This window comes from Skermanella mucosa (assembly GCF_016765655.2).
Classification (GTDB): domain Bacteria; phylum Pseudomonadota; class Alphaproteobacteria; order Azospirillales; family Azospirillaceae; genus Skermanella; species Skermanella mucosa.
In genome coordinates, this window is sequence record NZ_CP086106.1 from 2,517,963 (window position 1) to 2,541,794 (window position 23,832).

Here is a 23,832-nt window from a genome sequence, read left to right on the forward strand (position 1 = left end):
CGCTGCTGCTCTCGGGTGCCGAAGGCGGGGCTCAGGCGCATGGGTTGCCATCGCTTGGAGCGCGGTTGTGCAGGGCACCGACCCGGGGCGCGCGGGCGTGGATTGAACGGGGGAAACGACGGATCATGCAGGAAGTCCTTGCGAAGCTCGAACAGATGCGCGCCGCGGCGCGGGCCGGCGGCGGTGAACGGCGCGTCGAAGGCCAGCATGCCAAAGGCAAGCTGACCGCCCGCGAGCGGATCGAACTGTTGCTCGACGAGGGCTCGTTCGAGGAATGGGACATGTTCGTCGAACACCGCTGCGCCGATTTCGGCATGCAGGAGCAGAAGGTGCCGGGCGACGGCGTCGTCACCGGCCACGGCACCGTCAACGGCCGGCTGGTGTTCGTGTTCTCGCAGGACTTCACCGTGTTCGGCGGCTCGCTGTCCGAAGCCCATGCCGAGAAGATCTGCAAGGTGATGGACCAGGCGCTCAAGGTCGGCGCGCCCGTGATCGGGCTGAACGATAGCGGCGGCGCCCGCATCCAGGAGGGCGTCGCGTCGCTGGGCGGCTACGCCGAGGTGTTCCAGCGCAACGTCATGGCCTCGGGCGTCGTGCCGCAGATCTCCCTGATCATGGGTCCGTGCGCCGGCGGCGCCGTGTACTCCCCGGCCATGACCGACTTCATCTTCATGGTGAAGGACAGCTCCTACATGTTCGTGACCGGGCCCGACGTGGTGAAGACCGTCACCCACGAGGTCGTCACGGCGGAGGAACTGGGCGGCGCCATGACCCACACGGCCAAGTCGGGCGTGGCCGACCTGGCGTTCGAGAACGACGTCGAGGCGCTGCTCCAGACCCGGCGCTTCATCGACTTCCTGCCCCTGTCCAACCGCGAGAAGCCGCCCGTCCGCGTGACCGCCGATCCCGGCAACCGCGACGACTTCTCGCTCGACACGCTGGTCCCGGCCAATCCGAACAAGCCCTACGACATGAAGGAGCTGATCCTGAAGGTCGTGGACGAGGCCGACTTCTTCGAGATCCAGCCCGACTACGCCAAGAACATCATCACCGGCTTCGGCCGCATCAACGGCGGCACGGTCGGCGTGGTCGCCAACCAGCCGATGGTGCTGGCCGGCTGCCTGGACATCCAGTCCGCGATCAAGGCCGCCCGCTTCGTCCGCTTCTGCGACGCCTTCAACATCCCGATCGTGACATTCGTTGACGTTCCGGGCTTCCTGCCGGGGACCGCGCAGGAATACAACGGCATCATCAAGCACGGCGCCAAGCTGCTGTTCGCCTACGCCGAGGCGACGGTGCCCAAGGTCACCGTGATCACCCGCAAGGCCTATGGCGGCGCCTACGACGTCATGGCGTCCAAGCACCTGCGCGGCGACGTCAACTATGCCTGGCCGACCGCCGAGATCGCGGTCATGGGGCCGAAAGGCGCGGTGGAGATCATCTTCCGGTCCGACATCGGCGACCCGGAGAAGATCGAGCAGCGGACCGAGGAGTACCGCCAGAAGTTCGCGACCCCCTTCGTGGCCGGCAGCCGCGGCTACGTCGACGACGTGATCATGCCGCACGGAACCCGGCGCCGCGTGTCCAAGGCTCTCGCCATGCTGAAGAACAAGCAGCTCGAGAATCCCTGGAAGAAGCACGACAACCTCCCGCTCTGAAGGCGCGACCACCATGTTCTCCAAGATCCTTATCGCCAACCGTGGTGAGATCGCCTGCCGCGTCATCAAGACCGCCCGGCGCATGGGCATCAAGACCGTCGCCGTCTATTCCGAGGCGGACGCCGCGGCGCTGCATGTCGAGATGGCCGATGAGAAGGTCCTGATCGGACCGGCGCCGTCCGCACAGAGCTATCTGGTCGCCGACCGCATCATCGAGGCGTGCAAGCGCACCGGCGCCCAGGCCGTCCATCCCGGCTACGGCTTCCTGTCGGAGAAGGCGGAGTTCTGCGAGGCGCTCAAGGCCAACGGCATCACCTTCATCGGGCCTGACGTCCGCGCCATCGCGGCGATGGGCGACAAGATCGAGTCGAAGAAGCTGGCCCACGCGGCCGGCGTCAGCACCGTCCCCGGTTACCTGGGCGTCATCCCGGATGAGGACGACGCGGTCCGCATCGCCAAGGACATCGGTTACCCGGTGATGATCAAGGCGTCGGCTGGCGGCGGCGGCAAGGGGATGCGCGTCGCCTGGAACGACGAGCAGGCCCGGGAAGGCTTCCGCTCCGCCCGGAACGAGGCGCGCTCCAGCTTCGCCGACGACCGCGTGTTCGTCGAGAAGTACATCGAGCAACCGCGCCACATCGAGATCCAGGTGCTGGGCGACGCCTTCGGCAACACCCTGTACCTGGGCGAGCGCGAATGCTCGATCCAGCGCCGCCACCAGAAGGTCATCGAGGAGGCGCCGAGCCCCTTCATCGACCCGGCGACCCGCAAGGCGATGGGTGAGCAGGCGGTGGCGCTGGCCAAGGCGGTGGAATACAAGTCGGCCGGAACGGTCGAGTTCATCGTCGACGCCAACCGCAACTTCTACTTCCTGGAGATGAACACCCGACTCCAGGTCGAGCATCCGGTGACGGAACTGGTCGTGGGACTGGACCTGGTCGAGCAGATGATCCGCGTCGCCGCCGGCGAGAAGCTGAAGCTTCGCCAGGAGGACGTCGAGTTGAACGGCTGGTCGATCGAGGCCCGCGTCTATGCCGAGGACCCGACCCGCGGTTTCCTGCCCTCAACCGGCCGGCTGACCCGCTACGTCCCGCCGGCGGAGGACGCGCACACCCGCGTCGATACCGGCGTCTATGACGGCGGCGAGATCAGCATGTTCTACGATCCGATGATCGCCAAGCTGATCAGCCGGGGCGCCGACCGCAACAGCGCGATCCACCACATGCGCGAGGCGCTGGACAAGTTCCAGATCCGCGGCGTGGCCCACAACATCAGCTTCCTGTCGGCGCTGATGAACCATTCGCGGTTCGTCGAGGGCCGCCTGACCACCAACTTCATCGCCGAGGAGTTCCCCGACGGCTTCCACGGCCTGTCGCTCGATACCGACACCAACGAGCGGCTGATGGCGGTCGCCGCCTCCGTCCAGCGCAAGGTTGAGGAGCGGGCAGCCACCATCAGCGGCCAGATGCCGGGAGCTCGCCACAAGGTGGCACGGGACTGGGTGGTGCGGACCGAGCGGACCAACCATCCCTGCACGGTCGAGGCGGTGGACGACGGCTACGACGTGTTGTTCGGCGACAAGCGGTTCGAGGTCCGCTCCGACTGGGAGATCGGCCAGCCGCTGTGGACCGGTACGGTCAACTACCGGCCCTTGTCGATCCAGCTGGACCGGGTCGGCACCGGCTACCGGCTGATCCATGCCGGGGCCGAGATGAAGGCACAGGTGCTGAGCCCCCGGGCCGCCCAGCTCGCCGACCTGATGCCCGTCAAGCTGCCGCCCGACATGTCCAAGTTCCTGCTGTCGCCGATGCCGGGCCTGCTCGCCCGCGTCGCGGTCGAAGTGGGGCAGGAGGTCAAGGCCGGCCAGGAGCTGGCGGTCGTCGAAGCCATGAAGATGGAGAACCTGCTGCGCGCCGAACAGGACGGCAAGGTGGCGAAGATCCACGCGGCTCCGGGCAGCAGCCTCGCCGTGGACCAGATCATCATCGAGTTCGCCTGAACGCGCTCCCCTGAAGGACAGTGACATGAAGTCGTATTCCCCGACCCACCCGACACTGCTCGGCACGCTGGCACCCGGCGGAAGCCTGATCCGCGCCGCCGGGTTCGCGCTCGCCGGCAGCGTCCTGCTGGCCCTGTCGGCCAAGGCCCAGGTGCCGTTCTGGCCGGTCCCGATGACCCTGCAGAGCCTGGTCATCATGATGCTGGGCATGGCCTATGGCAGCCGGCTCGCCGTGGCGACCGTCCTGCTCTACCTGGCCCAAGGCCTGGCCGGCCTGCCGGTGTTCGCCGGCGCCGGAGCCGGGCTCGCCTACATGACGGGGCCGACCGCGGGCTACCTGATCGGCTTCGTCATGGCGGCCGGCCTGATCGGCTGGCTCGCCGAGCGCGGCTGGGACCGCAGCCCGCTCAAGGCCGTAGCGGCCATGTCGATCGGCCACGCCCTGCTGTTCATCCCCGGCGTCACCTGGCTCGCCGTGCTGTTCGGGATGGACAAGGCCGTTGCCGTCGGCCTGACGCCCTTCGTCGCCGCGACGCTTCTGAAGACCGCCCTGGGCGCCCCGCTGATGCACGCCGCCTGGACCGTGGTCGCCCGCCGGTCGCAGAATTGGGGCTGATCGGGCACGGGAACGCGCCTCCGCCAGGGGGCGCGTTGCTGCATGCTGCGGCACGTGACCGCATGGCCCGTCGCCTGTTCTGATACGATACCGTTCCGAAGACACCGTCGAACAAGACGCTTAGCCGCCCCGGAGGATTGTCCCATGGTCGATTTCCCCAAGAAGACGCTGGCCGACTGGACCGCGCTCGCCACCAAGGACACCGGCGGCGCCTCGCCCGACACGCTGGTCTGGGACACGCCGGAGGGCATCCCGGTCAAGCCGCTCTATACCGCCGACGACCTCGCCGGGCTGGAGCTGGAGACCCTGCCGGGATTTGCGCCGTATACGCGCGGACCGCGCGCGACCATGTACTCCCACCGGCCCTGGACGATCCGCCAGTATGCCGGCTTCTCCACCGCGGAAGAGAGCAACAAGTTCTACAAGCAGAACCTCGCGGCCGGCCAGATGGGGCTGTCGGTCGCCTTCGACCTGGCGACCCACCGGGGCTATGACAGCGACCATCCGCGCGTGGTCGGCGACGTCGGCAAGGCCGGGGTGGCGATCGACAGCGTCGAGGACATGAAGATCCTGTTCGCCGACATCCCGCTGGACAAGATGACGGTCTCCATGACCATGAACGGCGCGGTGCTGCCGGTCCTGGCAGGCTACATCGTCGCGGCGGAAGAGCAGGGCGTCAGCCAGGACAAGCTGGCCGGGACCATCCAGAACGACATCCTCAAGGAGTTCATGGTCCGCAACACCTACATCTACCCGCCCGCGCCCAGCATGCGGATCGTCGCCGACATCATCGAGTACACGGCGCTGAACATGCCGCGGTTCAACTCGATCTCGATCAGCGGCTACCACATGCAGGAAGCCGGGGCGACCGCCGTGCAGGAACTGGCCTTCACCCTGGCCGACGGGCTGGAATATGTGCGCGCGGCCAAGTCCAAGGGGCTGAAGGTCGACCAGTTCGCGCCGCGCCTGTCGTTCTTCTTCGCCATCGGCATGAACTTCTTCATGGAGATCGCGAAGCTGCGGGCGGCCCGGCTGCTGTGGGCGCGGCTGATGCAGAAGAATTTCGAGCCGAAGGACGCCCGCTCCCTGGCGCTGCGCACCCATTGCCAGACCTCCGGCGTGTCGCTGACCGAGCAGGACCCCTACAACAACATCATCCGCACCACGGTGGAGGCCATGGCCGCCGTGCTGGGCGGAACCCAGTCTCTGCACACCAACGCCTATGACGAGGCGCTGGGCCTGCCGACTCCGTTCTCCGCCCGCATCGCCCGAAACACGCAGCTGATCATCGCGGAGGAGACCGGAATTCCCCACGTGGTCGATCCGCTCGGCGGCTCCTACTATATCGAGGCGCTGACCAACTCGCTGGCGACCCACGCCCAGGCCCTGATCGACGAGGTCGAGGGGCTGGGCGGCATGACCCGCGCGGTCGAGAGCGGCATGCCCAAGCTGAAGATCGAGGAGGCCGCCGCCAAGCGCCAGGCCCGTATCGACCGGGCGGAGGAAGTGGTCGTCGGCGTCAACAAGTACCGCGTCGCCAATCCCGAGAAGGTCGACGTGCTGGATATCGACAATACCGTGGTGCGCGAGCAGCAGGTCGCCCGGCTTCAGAGGATCCGCGCCAGCCGCGACGAGGCGGCATGGCGGGCCTCGCTGGACGCGCTGACCCAGGCGGCGAAGGATGGCAGCGGCAACCTCCTCGACCTGGCGGTCAAGGCGACCCGCGCGCGGGCGACCGTCGGCGAGATCTCCGACGCGCTCGAATCCGTCTTCACCCGGCACCGCGCGGTGATCCGCTCAGTCAGCGGCGTCTATGGCGCCGCCTACGAGGGTGACGAGGGTTTCGCCACGATCCAGCAGGAGGTCAAGGCCTTCGCCGAGGAGGAGGGGCGGCGTCCCCGCATGCTGGTGGTCAAGATGGGCCAGGACGGCCATGACCGCGGCGCCAAGGTGATCGCCACCGCCTTCGCCGACATCGGCTTCGACGTCGATGTCGGCCCGCTGTTCCAGACCCCGGACGAGGCGGCCCGCCAGGCGATCGAGAACGACGTCCATGTCATCGGCGTATCCAGCCAGGCCGCGGGCCACAAGACCCTGGTCCCCTCCCTGATCGAGGAGCTGAAGAAGGCCGGCTCGGACGATATCATCGTGGTTTGCGGCGGCGTGATTCCGCCGCAGGACTATGATTTCCTGCTGAAGTCCGGCGTCGCGGCGATCTACGGCCCGGGCACCAACATTCCGAAGGCGGCCCACGAGATCCTCGGCATGCTCCGTTAGGAAGCGGGCACCTGCGGCAAATGGACATCCAGGCCGGCGGTTGCGGCATTTCAATGATGCCCGGTCGCTGGCCGTCGCATGTTCGGGCGACAGTCGCCGCACCAGGAGTTTCGCAAGCATGCGCATCGCCCTCACCAGCCTCGATCTGGAAACCGTCACCCCTCATGCCGGCCGGTGCCGGAGCTTCCTGGTCTACGAGGCCGAAGCGGGAACGGAACCGGTCAAGGTCAAGGACCTGTTCCTTGCGGAGGATCAGATCTTCCATGTCTTCGAGGGCGATGGTCCGCATCCGCTCGACGAGGTTACCGTCGTCATCACGGGGAATGCCCGGGAGAAGTTCATCCGCAAATGCGCTAGCCGGGGCATCGAGGCCGTCCTGACGTCGGAGACGGACCCGGTCGTCGCGGTAAAGGGCTACTTCGTCGGCACGCTACCGGCTCCGGCGCCGCTGCCGGAAAAATGTTATCACGAACACTGAAGGGTTGCGGCTATCCGACGGACCGGCCGGCCAGCGTCGGCTTGGCGTCGCCAGGGCGCGGCGTGAACACGGCCTGGGTGATCGCCCGCTCGATCTGCTCGCGGGTGAACGGCTTTTTGATGACCGGTCCCAGATAGTCGAGACCGCGCTGCTTGAGCTCCTCGGCGAACGCCGTCACGAAAATGATCGGCAAGGCCCGCGACTCCCGAAGTGCCTGGGCCGTGGTGATGCCGCTGCCGCCATGGGCCAAGCGCAGGTCCATCAGCGCAAGGCTGGGCTGGTTGGCGGCGGCGGTCGCCAGCGCCTCCTCCATCGTGGCGGCGGTGCCACAGACCTTATGGCCCATGGCCAGCACGGTCTCGGTCAGGTCATAGGCGATGATGGCGTCGTCCTCGACGATGAGGATGTTCGCGACCAGTTGCTCCCGCATGGCGTTCTGGGCCCTGCCGAGAGCCTCCCGCACCTGCTCTACCGGCTCTCCGATCACCTCGGCCGCCTGCGTCGTCGGCAGCTCTTCCAGGCTGACCAGCAGGAAAACGCGGCGTTCGAGCTCCGGAAGGCTGCTCAGCGCCGCTTCGATCGGATGCCCGGGCTCCGGCGCTTCTGCAAGTGCGGGTTCGGTATCGAACAGACTGTTGAGCAGCGCGTAAAGCCGACGTCGCGTCACCGTTTCCGCGTCGTCTTCCAGATGATAGCGCTCCGGGTCGGCAAGTGCGGCTTCCACCGCGCGCGTAACCAGATCGTCGCCGCGCGACGTGGAGCCGGTGAGCGCGCGCCCGTAGCGTCGCATGTACGGCAACTGAGCCATCAGTCTCCGGGCTTGCGCTTCCATATATCCTCCGCAGGTCCCCTTCCGTTCCTTGAAGGGATGATGTCTGTTTATCCCGCGCGCGGAACGAATTCAAGCCGACTGCGCAAGTGTAGTCCCCAGCCTCATGTTTGAACGAGCATAAAGAGTAGTGCGGCAAATGATGGTGTCTGCTGCGCGAAAGGTTAAGTCTTTCGGGATATAGCCCGCCGGTGCATTGCCGACAGAGGCAATTGGCCGCTGCTATTCTTGCCGCGCGAGATTTCGAATTGCTCTATGATCGCATAGATAACCCACTGTTCGGCAAATGCCACTGCGGGCCGTCAAATGGTCGCGCCGCATTATCAATGGATCTATCGTATCATCGCAGGGAGTCATCATGAAGGAGTATGATAAACGCCCCCCGGAGCGGTCCGTGGCCGTCTGGGACCTGCCGGTGCGGCTATTCCATTGGCTTCTGGTAGCCGCGGTCGGGGTCTCGTGGGCAAGCGGGGAACTCGGCTGGATGCGGATTCATTTCGTCACCGGTTATTTCATTCTGACGTTGTTGCTGTTTCGAGTGGCCTGGGGCTTTGTCGGCAGCAAGTCTGCCCGGTTCAGCGATTTCCTGAAGGGGCCGGCTGCGGCATTCGAGCATCTGCGCGAGCTGCGGTCCTCCGGCAAGCACGCCCACCCTGTTCTTGGACATAATCCGCTGGGCGGATGGATGGTCGCGGCGCTTCTCCTGATCCTGGCGGTGCAAGTGGGAAGCGGCCTTTTCACCAGCGACGACATCCTGGTCGATGGGCCGCTGGTCGCCCATGCCGGGAGTGCCGTGGTGAAGTTGCTCAGCACTGTCCATCGTCTGGCTTTCAACCTGATCCTGGCGATGGTCGCGGTTCATATCGTCGTAATCGTCGCTTACCTGCTCCTCCGCGGGGAAAATCTCGTCCGGCCCATGCTGACGGGTCGCAAGATCGTCCCGGGCGGCATCACCGTGGAACCACCCCGCCAAGCAGGCCTTCTGCCGGCCGCCCTGATCGCCTTTATGGCTGCGGCATTGGTCGTGACTCTGGTGACGGCCGCCTGACCGGCCGGCGCCACAGGGGATTCCCCCGGCGCCGGTCCAGCCGGGATGAAGGACTATTCCGCCCGATAGGTGTCGTGGCAGGCTTTGCAAGTGCCGCCGACGGCTCCGAACTGCTTCTGCACCGCCGCCTTGTCTCCGGACGCGACCACCTGGACGAGCTTGGCGCTTTCGGTTTCGAACGCCTGGGCCTTGGCGGTGAAATCGGCGGGACTGGTCCAAATCGTCGGCTTGGCCTTCGTGTCGCCCTTGTCGGACCCGGCCGGGAACAGCCCGGGTACCTGCTTGGCGAACGAGGCGAGGGACTGCGCGGGAGCGGCGGCGCCTCTAAGGTCAGCGCCATCCTCCAGGATCTTCTTGATGGCTCCCATCGCCTTCTTGTTGCCATCGAAGCCCTCCTTGCGGACCTTCACCGGATCGTCGGCGGCGTGGACGCCGGCGGACAGGATGCCGGTCCCGACCAGGAGCACGCCGGCGATGGCCGCAACGGCGGCAATGCTGCTCTTCCGCATGATTGGTATACCTCGCTATAGGGGATTATGTTTTTCGCGGGGAGAGTCGAAGGACGCGGGTCGGTTGTCAAGGTTGCGCCCAGGGACTGCCGGTACGAGTAACGTGCCGCCAGTTCGAAAGTGTTCGTTCCAGACCCGGAACCATGCCCCTGAACGGTGGGTTATCCCATCGCGATGCAGGATCTATTGCTTCTCACTCCCCACATTCCGCACCCGGAGCAATCCGGTTCCTCGCAACGCGCCTGGCGTATGCTGCGGTATCTTTCGGGGCGCTATCGGGTCCATCTCGGCTGCTTCGCGGACGACTCGATCGATCGGCGGCAGGAAGGCTTTGTCCGTCAGTTCTGCCACAGCGTTTTCTTCGCCCGCGGCTGCCCGCCGGCAGCCAAGGGATCGGGACCGGCGGGCCTGTTCGGGTTCAACCGGCCTTTGCGTACGGGCAGGGATGCCGGGCTGTCCATCTGGGTCGAGCGGATCTGGAGCGCGCGTCGTCCAACCCGTGTCCTGGCGCTCTGTGCCGCCATGGCGCCTTATGCCCTGATGCGGCCGGATTTGCCGGCGCGGCGTGTCCTTGACCGTTCGGATATCGAAGGCGATCCCTGGGGAGGGGACCCCGCTCCAGAGCAGTGGCGGCCCGCCCAAGGAATATGGCGCTGGCTCCAGACCCGGGAGCTGCGCGCGATGCTGCTTCTGGACCAGCACCGCCTTGCCTCCTGGGATGCCAGCCTTCTGAGTTCGGCCCCGGCGGTTGCCAAGCTCCGGCAGTTGTTGCCCGACGTCGCCGGCCGGATCCATCATGTTCCCGACGGCATCGATACCGTCCGCTTTGCGCCCAACGACGGCCGTTACGCCCCGCCGCTGCCGTACGGCGGCCGCTCGATCCTGATGGCCGGCGCGCTGGATGGTCAGGTTGACGCGGAAGCGGCGAAGTGGTTCGCCGTCGAGGTCCTGCCCCGTGTGCGCGCCGTGGCGCCCGACTGCAGGCTGATCCTGGCGACACCGGATCTCGGTTCGGGACTTCCGCCGCCCACGGCCTGCCCCGGGGTCACCGTTGCTACCGGCGTCCGCGACATGCGCCCCTGGCTCGCCCATGCCGCCGTCGTTGTCGCACCCTTCAGCCTACCCAATCCCCGTCCAGTGCTGGAGGCGATGGCGATGGGGCGTCCGGTCGTCGCGACGCCTGGCGCACTCGGCTCCTTCCGTGAACTGATCGAGCAGGACCTTTGGCTTGCTGCGGAGCCGGCGGACGTCGCCCAGGCCGTTCTGGCCGCCCTGTATGTGCCGCTGGGGACCGCGGTCGGGCGGGCCGCTCGCGCCCGCGTCCTGGCATACCACTCCTGGGAAGCGGGATTGGCACGGCTCGACGCGGTACTCGAAGGGCGCGCCATGCCCTGCATCGAGCGGACCCGCCCGATGACCATGGGGTGAAGCGGATGTCGCCCCTATCCGGTGAGAGTGCAGCCTCAGCGGCATCTCGCCGCAGCTCCATCGTATGGCCGCCGCCGGATTCGTATAGGTCGGGCATCGCGGGTTCAGCCATGCTATAGCGCGGCCAGCAGGCGGTCATCGGGCCCCATGGCGGTCCTGCCGGCGGATTGATGGCTGCTGGCAGGCCACTGGACCGGACCGCCCTCCCGATCTGAGTAAAGGAGGCTTTCGGTGCCCAACAAGCAACTGCTTCACCTTGTTTTCGGCGGACAGCTGGTCAGCCCTGATTCGACCGAGTTCGTAGATCCGAACAAGCTTCACATCGTCGGCATCTTTCCGAACTATGCCGAGGCTTACAAGGCGTGGCGCGGTGCCGCTGCGGCCACCATCGATGATGCGCACATGCGCTATTTCATCGTCCACATGCACAGGTTCCTCGATCCCGCGAGCGATGGGGACGGACACGCCCACTGACCCTCTTCCGGGCGCAACTCCGACGGCAAGAATGCAAAGAATGCCGGGAAGGGGCGTGCCGTTAACCAAACTGCAAGAGATTGCGAAATAAGGTTAACGCGCCCTAGCTGAGGGTGAGGCAAGTGTTCCCGACCTAGGGTGCGGCTGTCAGGTTTCTGGCGACGCACCCTTTCTTTCCCTGCCGGGCACTGAGTCTGCTCGTGTTCTGCAAGGCAAGCGGTCCGGCCTGTCCTTCATCCTGAAATTGTTCGAGGCGTGAGAATTCTTCGGAACCTGACAGGCGAAGGCGTGTTCCCAGTGCAATGGTGTGATTCCTCCCTGAACCGCCAGCCACTGCGAAGCCGCCATGCGGGTCCTATGTCCGCTGGCGGCCTTTTTTGTCACCTCTCTGTCATTTCGGCTAGCAAATCCCACCGGTTTGCCGATGGTTTCTGGTAATGTCCATGGGATATGGTTGCGATCTCACCGGGTTTAGTGCCGCCGTATACCTGTCAAGGTTGATGTGTCTTTGGGCTTTTGCAGTATTTCTTTGTCGAGCCGGATTTGCCCATGTCTGAAGAAGAGATAGACGCCCAGATTCTCCAGGGCATTCCGGACCACGAGCTTCACGACTTCCTGGCATGGCGCGACCGCGTTCGCGACGCCAACATTTCGGGCAAGACCCTGCTTGCCACGGATTACCTGAACCATTTCAACGAGATCGTCATGCTGATCGAGATGGTTCCGGACATGCCCGACATGGTCGAGGATTGCCGGGCCTGGCATCCCAAGTCTTACCAGCAGCATTTCCGGGACAGCGGCTTCTCCGAGAAGGATCTGGCGATCGAGGCCTATGACCATGTCCCGAACAAGTTCCGGTCCCCGTTCGAAGCGACGATCGCGCAGATGGATGCGGTGATCCTATTCACGCTCGACCGAATGGAGTCGGCCATCGCCGCCGACGATTCCGACCGGCTGCGCTTCGATTGCTCGACCTCCGTCGAGATGCTTCACAAGATCATGCAGGTGGCGAACGGCATCATCCATGGCACCACCCACGTGATGCAGCAGACGGAAATCGACGATTACATGGGCAGATAGCCAGCGGCGATCGGCGCTCCGGGCTCCAGTTGCCGGCCGCCATCCCGGCATGGTACGACCAATCATGTCCCTGACGAGCGGTAGCGGCGCTTTCCTTACTCCCGATGCCGGACGCGGCGAGGCCGGCCCGGTAGATGCGTTCGTGCGCGATAGGCTGCCGCCTCGAGATCAATGGCCGGAGTTGGTCTTCGACCAGCCCCGATACCGCTTCGAGGGTCCGCTCAACGTCACCGTCGAGTTGGTCGACCGCCATGTGCGCGAGGGGCGCGGTTCCCGGCCATGCTTGATCGAAGCTGAGTCTGGGCGGCTGACTACCTATGCCGAACTGGCTGACCGGATCGATCGCATCGCCGCGCTGCTTACCGGCGCCTTCGGCCTCGTTGCCGGCAACCGCGTCCTGCTGCGCGCTCCCAATTCGCCGATGCTGGTGGCCTGCTGGCTAGCGGTTGCGAAGGCCGGCGGAGTCGTCGTCCCAACGATGCCTTTGCTACGCACCCGCGAACTCGGCGTGATCTGCGCCAAGGCCGAGGTCGGCCTGGTGCTGTGCGACGACCGGCTGCTGCCGGAGTTGGCCGTCCTGGATACCGTAGCGGGTTCCAGGCCGATTGTGTTGCCGTTCGGCGAACTGGCCGAACGGATGGCGGAGCAGCCCCCCGGCTTCCAGGCCTGCGCGACCGACGCCGGCGATGCATGCCTGATCGCATTCACGTCAGGAACCACAGGAAACCCCAAGGCCGTCGTCCATTTCCAGCGCGACCTGATGGCCGTAACGGAAGGGCTCCCGCGCGAGATCCTGAATGCCGGACCCGATGACGTGTTCTGCGCCGGGTCCTCCCTGGCCTTTACCTATGGCCTAGGCGCCGCAGTCCTGTTTCCGTTGCGGCTCGGCGCAGCGAGCGTCCTGGTCGAGACTGCCACGCCCGAGGCGCTGCTCGATGCGGTGGCCGACCACGGCGTCTCCCTGATCTTCTCGGTTCCGACCGGCTATCGTGCCATGGCCGACCTGGGGCGCGGCAGGGCATTTCCCAACCTGCGCGCCTGTGTCTCGGCAGCCGAGGCATTGCCCCGCCGGACGTTCGATGCCTGGTTCGAGGCAACCGGCCTGCCGATCATCGATACCATCGGCTCGACCGAGATGCTGCATACCTTCATGGCAAACCCACCCGATGCGCTTCGCCCCGGTGCCACGGGCAAACCTCTGTCGGGATATCGCGCCATGGTCGTGGACGAGGCCTTCCGTCCGCTTCCGGCCGGGCGGGTGGGCCGCTTGGCGATCCGCGGCCCGGTCGGCTGTCGCTACCTGGACGATCCCCGCCAAGCCGAGTACGTGCAGCATGGCTGGAACCTGCCCGGAGACGCATTCCTGGTCGATGACGACGGCTATTTCTGGTACCGGGGGCGCACCGACGACATGATCGTTTCCTCCGGGTACAATATTTCCGGCGTGGAGGTCGAGGAAGTGCTGCTGGAGCATCCCGCCGTGCGCGAGTGCGCAGTCGTTGCTTCGCCCGACGACCGGCGAGGAACCGTCCCCAAGGCTTTCGTCGTTCCGACCGACGGCGTGCGGGGCGACCCCGAACTGGCAGCGGAACTCCAGGCCTTCGTGAAAAGATATCTCGCCCGCTACAAATACCCGCGCGCGGTCGAGTTCATGACCGCCCTGCCGCGGACTGAAACGGGCAAGATCCAGCGTTTCAAGCTGCGTGACCTGGAACTGGAGCGCGCAGCCGAGAGAACCTGCCTTCTATAGGTTCGTTCCATTATCATTACGTGTCCATGGATTGGTAACTTCCCGTCAAGAATGATTGGGTAGGGTGCATGCTGAGCGATGCCGCAGTGACGGTTACGAGGTGTCGCGCGCTAGTTCCATGAGTCGTCCCGAGCCCATTGCGCACCTATGCCCATCGTCGTCGTCGTGGACGATCGCCGCATCAATTTGAAGATCCTTTCAAAGCTGGCCGGATCGCTGGCCGCTGACATCATCGTCCACGCCTTTGCCGATCCGGTGGAGGCTCTGGACTGGACCGCATCCAACTGTCCGGACCTTTGCATCACCGACTTCAAGATGCCGGTTCTGGACGGTGCCGCCTTCATCCGCCGCTTCCGGGCCCAGCCGGATCGCACCCATGTGCCGGTCGTCGTCGTCACCGCGTTCGATGACGCCAGGCTGCGCCGTCAGGCGCTTGAAGCGGGTGCGGACGATTTTCTGCTGGGACCGGTCGACCCCCTGGAGTTCCGCGCCAGGGTACGGACGCTGCTGACGCTGAGACGCCAGCACCTGCTGCTCCGTGGACAGGGAGTGCGCGCAACCGTGGCTCGTTGTCGCGACCTGGTAGAAGTGCTGGACACGGTTCCGGCCATGGTCTCCGCTACTGGGCCGGATGGAAGGTACCAGTACGTCAACCGTACCTATGCGGCGGCGCTGGGAGTTACGGCGGAACGGGCGGTCGGGCGATCCCCTGCGGATCTGCTTCCGCGTGATGGCGGGACGCGTGCCATGGCGCTGGATCGGCGTGTGGCCGCCCGAGGCGAACCGATGACGCCGTTCGAGGAGGAGGTCGAGATGCCCGACGGCGTGTGCCGCACCCTGGTTACGCTCAAGACACCCGTGCGTGACCGGGCCGGCACCATCGTGCGAATCGTCACAGTGTCGATGGATGTGACCGCCTGTGCCCGGACCGGCGATGGAGAAAAGGCATGACCGGGCAGATCCCGGACCAGACCATCGATCCCGATGGAGAACTCGACTTGCCGGTACCTCCGCCAAGTCGGGTTCGTGGTCTGTTGATTTCCTTCGGCTCCGCCGCACTGGGTTTGTCCGCGGCCCTGGCGTTTCATGCCCTTTCCGGCGTCGACTCCCTGCTGATGCCGGCTCTTGCGGTTGCCCTGCTGACGGCCGGACCCGTCGGGACGGGATGGATCGCGTGGCGGCGCACTCTGCGCGATGCGTGGCGGGAGATCATGTTCCGATGCGTGGACGAGGTCGTCCTGGCAATCCTGCGCATCCTCGGACTTACCGCCATGATGCTCTATGCCGCCGGCGTCATGGTTCTTTCTCCCGTTCCGGAGGTCCAACGGCTGGAAGCGGCGATGCTGGTCCTCCAGGCTGGATCGCTTTGCGGCTGGATTATCCTGCTCGACCTGCTGCGACGCAGGCAGGCTTGCCGAAAAAGGCGCATCGGCGCAGCCTGTGCGGACCTGGTTTGCGTGACCGCACTTCTATGCCTGGGCGGCCCGCCCATGCAGGTCTGGATGTTCTGTTATCTTGGCATCGCGCTCGCCAGCGGCCTGGGTGACGGCCGCACCGGCCTGATCCTGGCTTCGGCCGGAGGCGTCGCCGGGCTTGCCGTGGTCGCGGCTTTCACCGGTGTTCTGTCCGAGACGCCGTTCCTGATCGTCGGGGTCGGAGTGGGGTTGCTGCTGTTGCCAGCCCAGTCGGTCTTCCTGGCCGGCTCCGGCCTTGGCCGGACGATCGGTCCGCCGAAAAGGAGGTTTCGGATCCTTCTCGCGGAGAATAGCCGGTTCGGGTTGCGCAGCCTTCGCCGGTTGCTTGAACGCGCAGGACACACCTTGCTCATCGCCGAGGATGGAAATACCGCCCTCGACCTGCTGCACAAGGGGGGGGCTCGATGTCATGCTGCTCGACGTGCAGCTGCGAGATCCCAATGCACTCGACCTCGTCCGCATGTATCGGTTCATGCGGTCGGAGGACGCGCATCTGCCGATCGTCGGGCTGGTGCCTGGGCTGACCGATCCGGCCCGCAAGCGGTGCATCGCCGCCGGAATGAACGAGGTGCTGCCGGTGCCGGTCGAGGAGTTCCGGCTACTGGAGGCGGTCGACCGTCTCGGTGCGGCATCGCTGAGCGCCCGCGAGGCCTTGGAAACGGGCGTCATAGCGTCGATCTCGGCCCATCCCCGCTTCTCCACCGTCGCAGAGCCCTGCATCGACGAAGATGCGCTCGACGCGCTCCAGTCGCTGGACCCCGACAATGGTTTTCTGGAGGACGTCATCGCGGTTTTCCTTGCCGATGGTGCCGAACTGATCGATGCGATGGTCAAGGCATTGAACGAAGGGGACGTGGTCAGCTTCCGGGATCACGCCGACTCGTTGGGAAGCAGTTCCACCCACATAGGTGCAATCCGCCTCGTCAAGTTACTGGCCCGATGTCGTGACATGCCGACACGGGGCTTTCGAGAGGAAGGCAACCAGAAAATGCTGCAGATCCAAGATGAGTTCAGGCGCGTCCGAACCGCATTGCAGAGCCATGTCTGGACCCTGCATCACAGCAACTTCAACTGACCGGCACTCCCTTGAACCAGAAGAACATCCGGCACTGTCACCGCAAAATGCCAAGCGGCGAAGATTACTTCCGGAACCTGCTGAGACACAGGTTCCGTTTGTTCAGCAACGCGGGCAACCCGTGCCCGCCCAACCAGTCGTACTCGACCCGGCGCTGCTCGACCACCGGATCGACCGCTCTCAAGGTGTCGTCCGGAATGCCGGGATGACACATTACCAGCCCGATGCCAGCCTGCGGCTCAGGCAGATCCTCGACGAAGCGGTCCATCATCGCACCGAACGGCACGGGTCTGGAAAAATCATAAACACCACGAAAACTGATGTTGGTCGCAATCGTATGCTTCCGCGCAAGTTTGTGCAAGCGCCTAGACAACATTGAAACAAAAAAGGACTTGGGAATAGCTATTCCACGCGTTAAGATAGCAGAAGCGCCGTCATGACACGATCTTAGATATGGGGTGGCCGTGGTAGGAGACTTCCCCTTCAGCCGGCCGGACAGTGCCCGGATCACCGCCTCCCGGATCGTTGGAAGCTGGTGGACATGCTGATGCCCGTCGATGAAGGCAGGCGGACGGCCCAGTGCGGCCTCGAAGGCGTCGATCTGGCGGTTCAGTTCTTCATCGACCTCGTCCGCGTCCAGTCGGCGACTGTAGGCCAGCCTCATCAGCGAGCCGAGGGAAGGCAAGCGCCCGCCGGGAGCCGTTCGGGGCATGGGACCGATCGGCTGCTGGTCGGTCAGCGTCAGGTGAAGTCCCACGTCGATCTGGTCGACATAAGGAAGAAGCCAAGTCGCGTGATCCCGCCAGAACGGGGACGAGGTCATGCAGCTGGTGGCCGACAGCCTTTCGCGGTCGATCAGGTCGCGGATCGCCGAACTGACCCCCGGCGACAAGCCATAATCGTCGGCGCAGAGTACGAATGGCTTGGGGGAGCGTGTCGGCGGAGGGGGAAAAGCGGCGGTCACGGTGTCGGCTGATCCGTACGGAGGGTGGGGTCGTGCGGCCGGAGATAGAAGCAAAGCCGCCAGGGTTTTGCAACGTGGGTGCGGGCCTGACAATCAAACCCTCGCGCCGGACCAGCACCTTGAGCCATCCCATGTTCACCTTCCGCGCGGATGGAAGGCGTCCTGCGACGGTTTGTCAGCAGGACGTAGGGCACCCGGCGCGCGTTCCCGTTCCCTTGGGCATCGGCAAACGCTTGCCGTTGCCGGATGGACGACTGCCGCACTGTGATGGCCGACATTGACCGTCCCGAGCATTTGGGACAACTTGAAGATACGAATCGATCATCAGGGGCCGGGATCGACACAGGTGAGCGCGACCGGACACATGAAGGGCACTTCATCTCGGGCGGTTTAACTTCATCAAGGAGCGGGATCATGTCCACTTCGCCCAGCATCTTCGTATGGCATGAGCTGATGACCGACGACACGGAGTCGGCCATCGCCTTCTACCGGGCCGTGGTCGGCTGGAACTCCCAGGACTGGGGGGAACCCGGCGCCTATACGCTGGTCGGCCCGGGGGAGGAGCGGGTCGCCGGGATCATGCCTCTGCCCGAGGAAGCCCGGGCGGCCGGTGGCCGACCCGCCTGGCTCGGCTATATCGGCGTCGCGGATGTGGATGCCGCAACGGTTTCCCTGGTTGCCGCCGGCGGCCGGGTCTGGAAGCAACCCTCCGATATCCCCGAGGTCGGCCGCTTCTCCGTCGTCGCCGATCCGCAGGGCGCCGTGTTCATGCTGTTCAAGCCGACGGGCGGCAATCGGCCCGCGGCCTCCGATGGAGCACCGGGCCATGTGGGCTGGAACGAGCTGTGCGCGGTGGATTGGGAGCAGGCATTCGACTTCTATTCCGGGCAGTTCGGCTGGACCAAGGCGGATGGCATCGACATGGGCTTGATGGGCATCTACCAGCTTTTCTCGGCAGGCGGAGCTCCGATCGGCGGCATGATGAACAAGCCCGAGGCGATGCCTGTGCCGGCCTGGATATTCTACTTCAATGTGCCCGAAATCGACGCGGCCGTGGCGCGCGTGATGGCGGGCGGCGGCCAGATCCTCAACGGCCCGATGGAGGTGCCGGGCGGGAGCTGGATCGTGAACTGCGTGGATCCGCAGGGCGCGATGTTCTCGCTGGTGGCACCCGCCCGCTGAGAGGGCACGCGGGAGAGGTCCGCATATCCCGGTGACAAGGGCCTCTCCCCTCCTTTGCGATCCCCTGGTGTTCCTGGTATCCGATCCCGCCGTCCGTACCGCCGCTGGACATGGCGGACGGCGGCTTGACCGCGCCCGTGGATATGATCATAAGTGGTAATCCGAAAAGAGGTTCCAGGGGCAGGTGCATGATGGGCGGGCGGAAGTTCCGGTTGGTCACCAGAAGCGACTTCGACGGCCTCGTCTGCGCGGTCCTTCTTCGGGAATTGGACATGATCGACGAGATCAAGTTCGTCCATCCCAAGGACATGCAGGATGGCGTGATCTCCATCGGTCCCCTGGATATCACCACCAACCTGCCTTACGTGCCCGGCGTCCATCTGGCGTTCGACCATCATCTCAGCGAGACCAGGCGGGTCGGCCAGCATTCCAACCATGTCATCGATCCCAAGGCACCCTCGGCCGCCCGGGTCGTGTACGACTACTATGGCGGGGCGGAAAGGTTCGCGGGGATCTCCGGGGAGATGATGAGAGCGGTCGATCAGGCGGATTCGGCCGACTATGGGATCGACGACATCCTGCGTCCGGCCGGCTGGACGCTGTTGAACTTCCTGATGGATCCGAGGACCGGGCTCGGACGCTTCCGGGATTTCCGGATTTCCAACTACCAGCTCATGATGGAATTGATCGACCGGTGCCGGAGCCACGACATCGACGGTATCCTGGCTCTGCCCGACGTCGCCGAACGGGTCGAGCTCTACTTCGCCCAGGAGGAGCTTTTCAGGCAGCAGGTCGCCCGCATCGCGGTGGTTCACCAGGACTTGGTCGTCCTGGACCTGCGGGCGGAGGAGACCATCCACGCCGGGAACCGCTTCATGGTCTACGCGCTATACCCGGGCTGCAGGATCTCCATGCATGTCCTGTGGGGCGTGAAGCAGCAGAACACGGTTTTCGCGGTGGGCAAGTCGATCCTGGACCGCACGTCGCCGGTCGCGGTCGGCCCTCTCATGCTCGAGTATGGTGGTGGCGGTCATGAGGCGGCCGGAACCTGCCAAGTAACCAATGACCGTGCGGAAATCGTCAAGAGAGAGCTTATAGAACGACTTTCTACCTTTAAATGAAGCAGTTTCCAGACACTTAGCAAATTATCAACTTGTCGAGCCTAGGCTTGGCAGGTCCCATTGTGAAGCTTGAAGGACGGCACTTCGATGGAGACGGTTCCTGTCGGTCCTCATGGAGGTACCGTCCGTCGCGCAGCGCTCCATGGAGCCCTGCTCATCTGCGTTTCCGTCGGAGCGACGCAGGGCCTTCTGGCCCTGGATCTGCTCGAAGCCTTCGCAGCCCCTCTCATCACCATCCTGATCGCGGTCGCCATTGCGGCGACGGCAATGCTGTTCCGGCTGCGGCAGCGGCTGAGCCGCGCGGCGACCGCGCCGGAAGCGGCCCCGCCGGTCGGTGAAGGTCTCTACGCTTCCATCGTCTCGGCCCTGCCGGAGTTGATCCTGATCAGCCGCAACGGGCGAGTCGATTATGTCAACGACAGCGGCATCCGCATGGTCGGCGTCGCGTCGGCCGATATCCTTCTCGCCCGCCCGGTGCTGGACCTCGTCGACGCCGTCACGGCGCGGGAGGTTCGGGATCGCATCGAAGCGGCCCTTCTCGCCGGGGAGGCCGTTGCCCCGTGCGAGATCTGGCTTTCGCGGTTCGACGGCGCCCCGCTTTGCGTCGAGGCTTGCGGCGTGCCGATGGCCTGCCAACCCGACTCGCTGGTCCTGCTGACCATGCGGGACATCTCCGATCATCGGCGAACCGAGGCGGCCCTGCGCCGGGCCAAGGAGCAGGCGGAGCTTGCGAACCGCACCCGGAGCCAGTTCCTGGCCAATATGAGCCATGAACTGCGCACGCCGCTGAACGCGATCATCGGGTTCTCCGAGATCATCGCCGACGAGGCTTTCGGCCCGACCGGACAGCCGCTCTACACGGAGTACGCCCGCGATATCCGCGATGGCGGGCGTCATCTTCTTACGGTGATCAACGACATCCTGGACTATTCCAAGGTCGAGGACGGCAAGATGGAGCTCTACGAGGACATCGGCGACATAGCAGAGATCATCGCGGCATCCGTGAGGGTCGTCATCGGGCGCGCGGAGAGCGCCGATGTTCGGATCACCCAGGAGATCCAGGAGAATCTACCTCACGTCCTGGCGGACGCCATGAAGCTGAAGCAGGTCCTGCTGAACCTGCTGTCCAACGCGGTCAAGTTCACGGCGCGCGGAGGCAGCGTCACCGTTTCCGCCGCCGTGGCGCCCGATGGCGGACTGGACATCACGGTCGCCGATACGGGGATCGGGATGACCAAAGCCGAGATCGCCATGGCCCTGGAGCCGTTCACCCAGATCGAATCCGACCTGAGCCGGAGATACGAAGGGACGGGACTGGGTCTGCCGATCACGAACTCGCTGGTCGAACTGCATGGCGGGCGACTGTTGATCGCCAGCACGCCCAGCGTGGGCACGCGCGTGACGGTCCACCTGCCGGTCTCCAGAATTCTCCGGCAGGCGGCACCGTCCCTGGCCAGCCGATGATCACCCGCGGCGCAGTGCCGCGAATTCCCGCTGGGAGGCGTTTTCGGTTTGCTTCCCTTCCGGGCTCAACACCAGCAGCTTCACGACGTCACCCATGACGAAATCGTTCCTGACCGGGGTCAGGCGGGCTTCCGGCAGATAGGATTCGTACTGCGCGGTATAGCGCGCCGCGAAGGCGAAGTTCAGCCAGGGCGAAACGACGCGCATCATCAGGCGGACCGGCGCCTTCTTCGACATCGTATAGTCCAGGATGCGGATCGTTCCTGTCGGCTTGCAGATGCGGTGCATCTCACGCAATACCGGGAGCTGAAGCTCCTCCGGCAGGACGCAGAACACGAACGTCGCGGCGATGACGTCGAAATGGTTGTCCGGAAACCTGGTCCTGGTGAGGTCCATCTCCAGGAACTCGGCGGCGACGCCTTCCTTGGCGGCGCGCTTCCGGGCCCTGACCAGCATGCCGGGACTGTTGTCGACGCCGATGACCCGCGCGTTCCTGGGATAGAAGGGGATGTTGCATCCCGTTCCGGCCCCGGCGTCCAGCACCATGCCGCCGGCGTCGCGGAATACATCGTTGCGTAGCCGCCGCTTCCAGGAAACTTCGTAGGCTTTGTCCAGCACGTCGTAAAGAGGAGCAATCCGCTCATACTTTTCGTAACTCACCGCCCATCACCCTTCGCTGGAGATCATCTCAACGGATCGGGTGCGGATACTCGGTGCTGGAACATAAGGCAAATGAACCTTTTAATACCATCCGGTCCCGGGAAAGTAACGGGAACGTCCTGTCAGCTCTTCCCTCCGAGGATCAGGACGTATCGTCCATCCCGCGTCAGGGAAGGAAGGCAGCGGGTGGTCTTCCGCTTCTGGTCCTCGTGGCGTTTGGCCATGACCTCTTCGAGCTTTCGCAGCGGTCGCAGCAGATAGGGGCTGACATTCGTGCTCTTGGTGTCGTCCATGACGCAAATCGCCTGCCGGAAAGCCGTTCTGTTTCGAAGAATATGGACGTTCACCCGGCAGGACGGGAGAGCGATTACGTCTGTAAGCATATGTACTGACGGTTTAGCCATCCGGGAATTGGAGCGGAATCGCTCTCTCATCCGTTGGTGCTCCCGGATGGAGGAAATGCAATGAAAATCATCGAACGCCGCCCCGGCGGTTATCTGGTGGACTGTGGTTGCGCCCATGGGGGTCCGTTCGTTCAGCGCCGTCCGGCGCTGGCGGCGGAATGCCCGAAATGCGGCAAGACCGGAATGATGGCGGAACTGGTGACGACCTGGGTGATCGCCAACGACCGGGAGCGGATCGAAGCCGCGGACTGAGGTCCCGGATCAGAACTGCGCCAAAGGGCGGGAGACCGATGGTCCCCGCCCTGATCCCTCAGCCCGGGACATCGTGAGCGATAGCCAGGGCCCTTTCATAGACGATCGGGTCGACGTTGCCGCCGGAGCATACAACGGCGATCGTCTTGCCCGGCGCGGGTATCCTGCCGGCCAGCACTGCCGCCAGTGCCACGGCGCCACCCGGTTCCACGACCAGCTTCAAATGGTCCCGAGCCACCGACATCGCGCGGCAGACCTCGGTATCGGAGACGGCGAATCCTTCCGACAGGTGCGCCGCGTTGACCGCGAAGGTCAGCTCCCCCGGCTGGGCCGCCAGAAGCGCATCGCAGAACGATACGGCGCCCGGGTCGTTCGACAGGCGCCTTCCGTCGGCCAGCGACCGGCGCGTATCGTCGAAGCCCTCCGGCTCCACGGAATGGACCGCGGTTTCCGGCAGCCGCTCCGCCAGGGCAAGGGCGATCCCGCTGATCATTCCGCCGCCTCCGCAGGGCGCCAGCACCATATCGGGCTGGGCGCCCAAAGCTGCCGCCTGGTCGGCCAGTTCCAGGCCGATCGTGCCTTGTCCGGCCATGACGTAGGGATCGTCATACGGCCGTACCAAGGTGGCGCCCGTCTCCGCCGAAATCCGCGCACCGATCGCCTCCCTGTCCTCCGTCCAGCGGTCGTACAGCACGACTTCGGCACCCCAACCCCGGGTATTGGCGACCTTGATCGCGGGCGCGTCCGATGGCATCACGATGGTTGCCCCGATTCCGAGCATCCTGGCCGCCGCGGCTACGCCCTGTGCATGGTTGCCGGAGGAGAACGCCACCACCCCGCGCGGGCGCTCCGCTTCGGGGATCAGGCTGATGCGGTTATAGGCGCCTCGGAACTTGAAGCTGCCCGTGCGCTGAAGCACTTCGGCCTTGACCAGAAGCCTGCATCCCAGAGCGTCGTTGAGGAGGGGGGACTCCAGCAGCGGGGTGAGGACGGCGCGCCCGGCCAGCCGCCCGGCGGCGGCCACGATGTCGGCGTAACCGGGCAGGTGGCCGGCATCGAGAGTCGGGGAGTTGAATGACATAGAGGGGA

At 64.9% G+C, this 23,832-nt stretch carries 23 protein-coding genes; 16 read left to right on the top strand and 7 right to left on the bottom strand.

The window, feature by feature from the left end:
• Nucleotides 1–125 precede the first annotated feature (125 nt).
• The 5 genes from JL100_RS11410 to JL100_RS11430 all read left to right on the top strand — a co-directional run bounded on the left by JL100_RS11410 (nucleotide 126) and on the right by JL100_RS11430 (nucleotide 7,028).
• On the top strand, nucleotides 126–1,658 hold the full coding sequence (locus JL100_RS11410) for an acyl-CoA carboxylase subunit beta (RefSeq protein ID WP_202679741.1): 1,533 nt from the start codon (nucleotides 126–128) through the stop codon (nucleotides 1,656–1,658).
• 13 nt (nucleotides 1,659–1,671) lie between these two features.
• Nucleotides 1,672–3,657, top strand: coding sequence for an acetyl-CoA carboxylase biotin carboxylase subunit (locus tag JL100_RS11415; RefSeq protein ID WP_202679740.1), 1,986 nt, complete (start codon nucleotides 1,672–1,674; stop codon nucleotides 3,655–3,657).
• Nucleotides 3,658–3,682: 25 nt separating this feature from the next.
• Complete coding sequence (locus tag JL100_RS11420; RefSeq protein WP_202679739.1) at nucleotides 3,683–4,273, top strand: biotin transporter BioY; 591 nt, start codon at nucleotides 3,683–3,685, stop codon at nucleotides 4,271–4,273.
• A 144-nt stretch (nucleotides 4,274–4,417) separates the two neighbouring features.
• A complete protein-coding gene (scpA, locus tag JL100_RS11425; RefSeq protein ID WP_202679738.1) occupies nucleotides 4,418–6,550 on the top strand; it encodes a methylmalonyl-CoA mutase in 2,133 nt (710 codons plus the stop codon).
• 118 nt (nucleotides 6,551–6,668) lie between these two features.
• A complete protein-coding gene (locus tag JL100_RS11430) occupies nucleotides 6,669–7,028 on the top strand; it encodes a NifB/NifX family molybdenum-iron cluster-binding protein (RefSeq protein ID WP_202679737.1) in 360 nt (119 codons plus the stop codon).
• Nucleotides 7,029–7,038: 10 nt separating this feature from the next.
• Here JL100_RS11430 and JL100_RS11435 read toward each other — a convergent pair whose 3' ends face one another.
• Nucleotides 7,039–7,860: a PhyR family response regulator anti-anti-sigma factor gene (locus tag JL100_RS11435; RefSeq protein ID WP_202679736.1), complete on the bottom strand. Its 822-nt coding sequence runs from the start codon at nucleotides 7,858–7,860 to the stop codon at nucleotides 7,039–7,041.
• 391 nt (nucleotides 7,861–8,251) lie between these two features.
• On the opposite strand from JL100_RS11435, the gene JL100_RS11440 reads away from it, so the two are divergent.
• Nucleotides 8,252–8,905, top strand: a complete 654-nt coding sequence (locus JL100_RS11440; protein WP_202679735.1) for a cytochrome b/b6 domain-containing protein — start codon at nucleotides 8,252–8,254, stop codon at nucleotides 8,903–8,905.
• Nucleotides 8,906–8,958: 53 nt separating this feature from the next.
• Here JL100_RS11440 and JL100_RS11445 read toward each other — a convergent pair whose 3' ends face one another.
• On the bottom strand, nucleotides 8,959–9,414 hold the full coding sequence (locus JL100_RS11445; RefSeq protein WP_202679734.1) for a c-type cytochrome: 456 nt from the start codon (nucleotides 9,412–9,414) through the stop codon (nucleotides 8,959–8,961).
• Nucleotides 9,415–9,663: 249 nt separating this feature from the next.
• On the opposite strand from JL100_RS11445, the gene JL100_RS11450 reads away from it, so the two are divergent.
• The 5 genes from JL100_RS11450 (at nucleotide 9,664) to JL100_RS11470 (ending at nucleotide 15,097) form a co-directional block, all read left to right on the top strand.
• Nucleotides 9,664–10,842, top strand: coding sequence for a glycosyltransferase family 4 protein (locus tag JL100_RS11450; protein WP_228421207.1), 1,179 nt, complete (start codon nucleotides 9,664–9,666; stop codon nucleotides 10,840–10,842).
• A 231-nt stretch (nucleotides 10,843–11,073) separates the two neighbouring features.
• Nucleotides 11,074–11,316 (top strand): DUF4170 domain-containing protein, encoded by a 243-nt coding sequence (locus tag JL100_RS11455; RefSeq protein ID WP_202679732.1) that lies wholly within the window; start codon nucleotides 11,074–11,076, stop codon nucleotides 11,314–11,316.
• Nucleotides 11,317–11,865: 549 nt separating this feature from the next.
• Entirely contained in the window at nucleotides 11,866–12,396 is a 531-nt protein-coding gene (locus JL100_RS11460; RefSeq protein WP_202679731.1) for a hypothetical protein, read from the top strand.
• A 64-nt stretch (nucleotides 12,397–12,460) separates the two neighbouring features.
• Complete coding sequence (locus JL100_RS11465; protein ID WP_202679730.1) at nucleotides 12,461–14,146, top strand: AMP-binding protein; 1,686 nt, start codon at nucleotides 12,461–12,463, stop codon at nucleotides 14,144–14,146.
• 147 nt (nucleotides 14,147–14,293) lie between these two features.
• On the top strand, nucleotides 14,294–15,097 hold the full coding sequence (locus JL100_RS11470) for a response regulator (RefSeq protein ID WP_202679729.1): 804 nt from the start codon (nucleotides 14,294–14,296) through the stop codon (nucleotides 15,095–15,097).
• A gap of 518 nt (nucleotides 15,098–15,615) precedes the next feature.
• Here JL100_RS11470 and JL100_RS11475 read toward each other — a convergent pair.
• Nucleotides 15,616–16,011 carry a hypothetical protein gene (locus JL100_RS11475; RefSeq protein WP_202679728.1) on the bottom strand — a complete coding sequence of 132 codons (396 nt, stop codon included), beginning with the start codon at nucleotides 16,009–16,011 and terminating at the stop codon, nucleotides 15,616–15,618.
• A 19-nt stretch (nucleotides 16,012–16,030) separates the two neighbouring features.
• Here JL100_RS11475 and JL100_RS11480 point away from each other — a divergent pair, with 19 nt between their 5' ends.
• Nucleotides 16,031–16,696, top strand: a complete 666-nt coding sequence (locus JL100_RS11480) for a response regulator (protein WP_202679727.1) — start codon at nucleotides 16,031–16,033, stop codon at nucleotides 16,694–16,696.
• Nucleotides 16,697–16,760: 64 nt separating this feature from the next.
• Here the strand turns inward: JL100_RS11480 and JL100_RS11485 are convergent, their stop codons facing one another.
• Nucleotides 16,761–17,660, bottom strand: a complete 900-nt coding sequence (locus JL100_RS11485; RefSeq protein ID WP_202679726.1) for a ChbG/HpnK family deacetylase — start codon at nucleotides 17,658–17,660, stop codon at nucleotides 16,761–16,763.
• 267 nt (nucleotides 17,661–17,927) lie between these two features.
• Here JL100_RS11485 and JL100_RS11490 point away from each other — a divergent pair, with 267 nt between their 5' ends.
• The 3 genes from JL100_RS11490 to JL100_RS11500 all read left to right on the top strand — a co-directional run bounded on the left by JL100_RS11490 (nucleotide 17,928) and on the right by JL100_RS11500 (nucleotide 21,427).
• Complete coding sequence (locus tag JL100_RS11490; protein ID WP_228421208.1) at nucleotides 17,928–18,842, top strand: VOC family protein; 915 nt, start codon at nucleotides 17,928–17,930, stop codon at nucleotides 18,840–18,842.
• Between the two features lie 188 nt (nucleotides 18,843–19,030).
• Nucleotides 19,031–19,963, top strand: a complete 933-nt coding sequence (locus JL100_RS11495; RefSeq protein ID WP_202679725.1) for a DHH family phosphoesterase — start codon at nucleotides 19,031–19,033, stop codon at nucleotides 19,961–19,963.
• An 87-nt stretch (nucleotides 19,964–20,050) separates the two neighbouring features.
• Nucleotides 20,051–21,427: a sensor histidine kinase gene (locus JL100_RS11500; RefSeq protein WP_202679724.1), complete on the top strand. Its 1,377-nt coding sequence runs from the start codon at nucleotides 20,051–20,053 to the stop codon at nucleotides 21,425–21,427.
• Here the strand turns inward: JL100_RS11500 and JL100_RS11505 are convergent, their stop codons facing one another.
• Both JL100_RS11505 and JL100_RS11510 read right to left on the bottom strand, forming a co-directional pair.
• On the bottom strand, nucleotides 21,428–22,087 hold the full coding sequence (locus tag JL100_RS11505; RefSeq protein ID WP_202679723.1) for a class I SAM-dependent methyltransferase: 660 nt from the start codon (nucleotides 22,085–22,087) through the stop codon (nucleotides 21,428–21,430).
• Nucleotides 22,088–22,209: 122 nt separating this feature from the next.
• Entirely contained in the window at nucleotides 22,210–22,380 is a 171-nt protein-coding gene (locus tag JL100_RS11510; protein ID WP_202679722.1) for a hypothetical protein, read from the bottom strand.
• Nucleotides 22,381–22,551: 171 nt separating this feature from the next.
• Between JL100_RS11510 and JL100_RS11515 the strand changes: the two genes are divergently transcribed.
• The gene (locus tag JL100_RS11515) at nucleotides 22,552–22,743 is read left to right on the top strand and encodes a hypothetical protein (RefSeq protein ID WP_202679721.1); all 192 of its coding nucleotides are present in this window, start codon (nucleotides 22,552–22,554) and stop codon (nucleotides 22,741–22,743) included.
• 58 nt (nucleotides 22,744–22,801) lie between these two features.
• Here JL100_RS11515 and JL100_RS11520 read toward each other — a convergent pair whose 3' ends face one another.
• Nucleotides 22,802–23,824 (bottom strand): threonine ammonia-lyase, encoded by a 1,023-nt coding sequence (locus tag JL100_RS11520; RefSeq protein WP_202679720.1) that lies wholly within the window; start codon nucleotides 23,822–23,824, stop codon nucleotides 22,802–22,804.
• Between the last annotated feature and the right edge of the window lie 8 nt (nucleotides 23,825–23,832).

Coding starts and splice junctions, on each gene's coding strand:
- JL100_RS11495 (WP_202679725.1), top strand. CDS start 19,031: ATGATGGGCGGGCGGAAGTTCCGGTTGGTCACCAGAAGCGACTTCGAC.
- JL100_RS11450 (WP_228421207.1), top strand. CDS start 9,664: ATGCTGCGGTATCTTTCGGGGCGCTATCGGGTCCATCTCGGCTGCTTC.
- JL100_RS11515 (WP_202679721.1), top strand. CDS start 22,552: ATGAAAATCATCGAACGCCGCCCCGGCGGTTATCTGGTGGACTGTGGT.
- JL100_RS11480 (WP_202679727.1), top strand. CDS start 16,031: ATGCTGCTCGACGTGCAGCTGCGAGATCCCAATGCACTCGACCTCGTC.
- JL100_RS11470 (WP_202679729.1), top strand. CDS start 14,294: ATGCCCATCGTCGTCGTCGTGGACGATCGCCGCATCAATTTGAAGATC.
- JL100_RS11520 (WP_202679720.1), bottom strand. CDS start 23,824: ATGTCATTCAACTCCCCGACTCTCGATGCCGGCCACCTGCCCGGTTAC.
- scpA (WP_202679738.1), top strand. CDS start 4,418: ATGGTCGATTTCCCCAAGAAGACGCTGGCCGACTGGACCGCGCTCGCC.
- JL100_RS11500 (WP_202679724.1), top strand. CDS start 20,051: ATGGAGACGGTTCCTGTCGGTCCTCATGGAGGTACCGTCCGTCGCGCA.
- JL100_RS11410 (WP_202679741.1), top strand. CDS start 126: ATGCAGGAAGTCCTTGCGAAGCTCGAACAGATGCGCGCCGCGGCGCGG.
- JL100_RS11430 (WP_202679737.1), top strand. CDS start 6,669: ATGCGCATCGCCCTCACCAGCCTCGATCTGGAAACCGTCACCCCTCAT.
- JL100_RS11415 (WP_202679740.1), top strand. CDS start 1,672: ATGTTCTCCAAGATCCTTATCGCCAACCGTGGTGAGATCGCCTGCCGC.
- JL100_RS11460 (WP_202679731.1), top strand. CDS start 11,866: ATGTCTGAAGAAGAGATAGACGCCCAGATTCTCCAGGGCATTCCGGAC.
- JL100_RS11435 (WP_202679736.1), bottom strand. CDS start 7,860: ATGGAAGCGCAAGCCCGGAGACTGATGGCTCAGTTGCCGTACATGCGA.
- JL100_RS11490 (WP_228421208.1), top strand. CDS start 17,928: ATGGCCGACATTGACCGTCCCGAGCATTTGGGACAACTTGAAGATACG.
- JL100_RS11420 (WP_202679739.1), top strand. CDS start 3,683: ATGAAGTCGTATTCCCCGACCCACCCGACACTGCTCGGCACGCTGGCA.
- JL100_RS11510 (WP_202679722.1), bottom strand. CDS start 22,380: ATGGACGACACCAAGAGCACGAATGTCAGCCCCTATCTGCTGCGACCG.
- JL100_RS11465 (WP_202679730.1), top strand. CDS start 12,461: ATGTCCCTGACGAGCGGTAGCGGCGCTTTCCTTACTCCCGATGCCGGA.
- JL100_RS11445 (WP_202679734.1), bottom strand. CDS start 9,414: ATGCGGAAGAGCAGCATTGCCGCCGTTGCGGCCATCGCCGGCGTGCTC.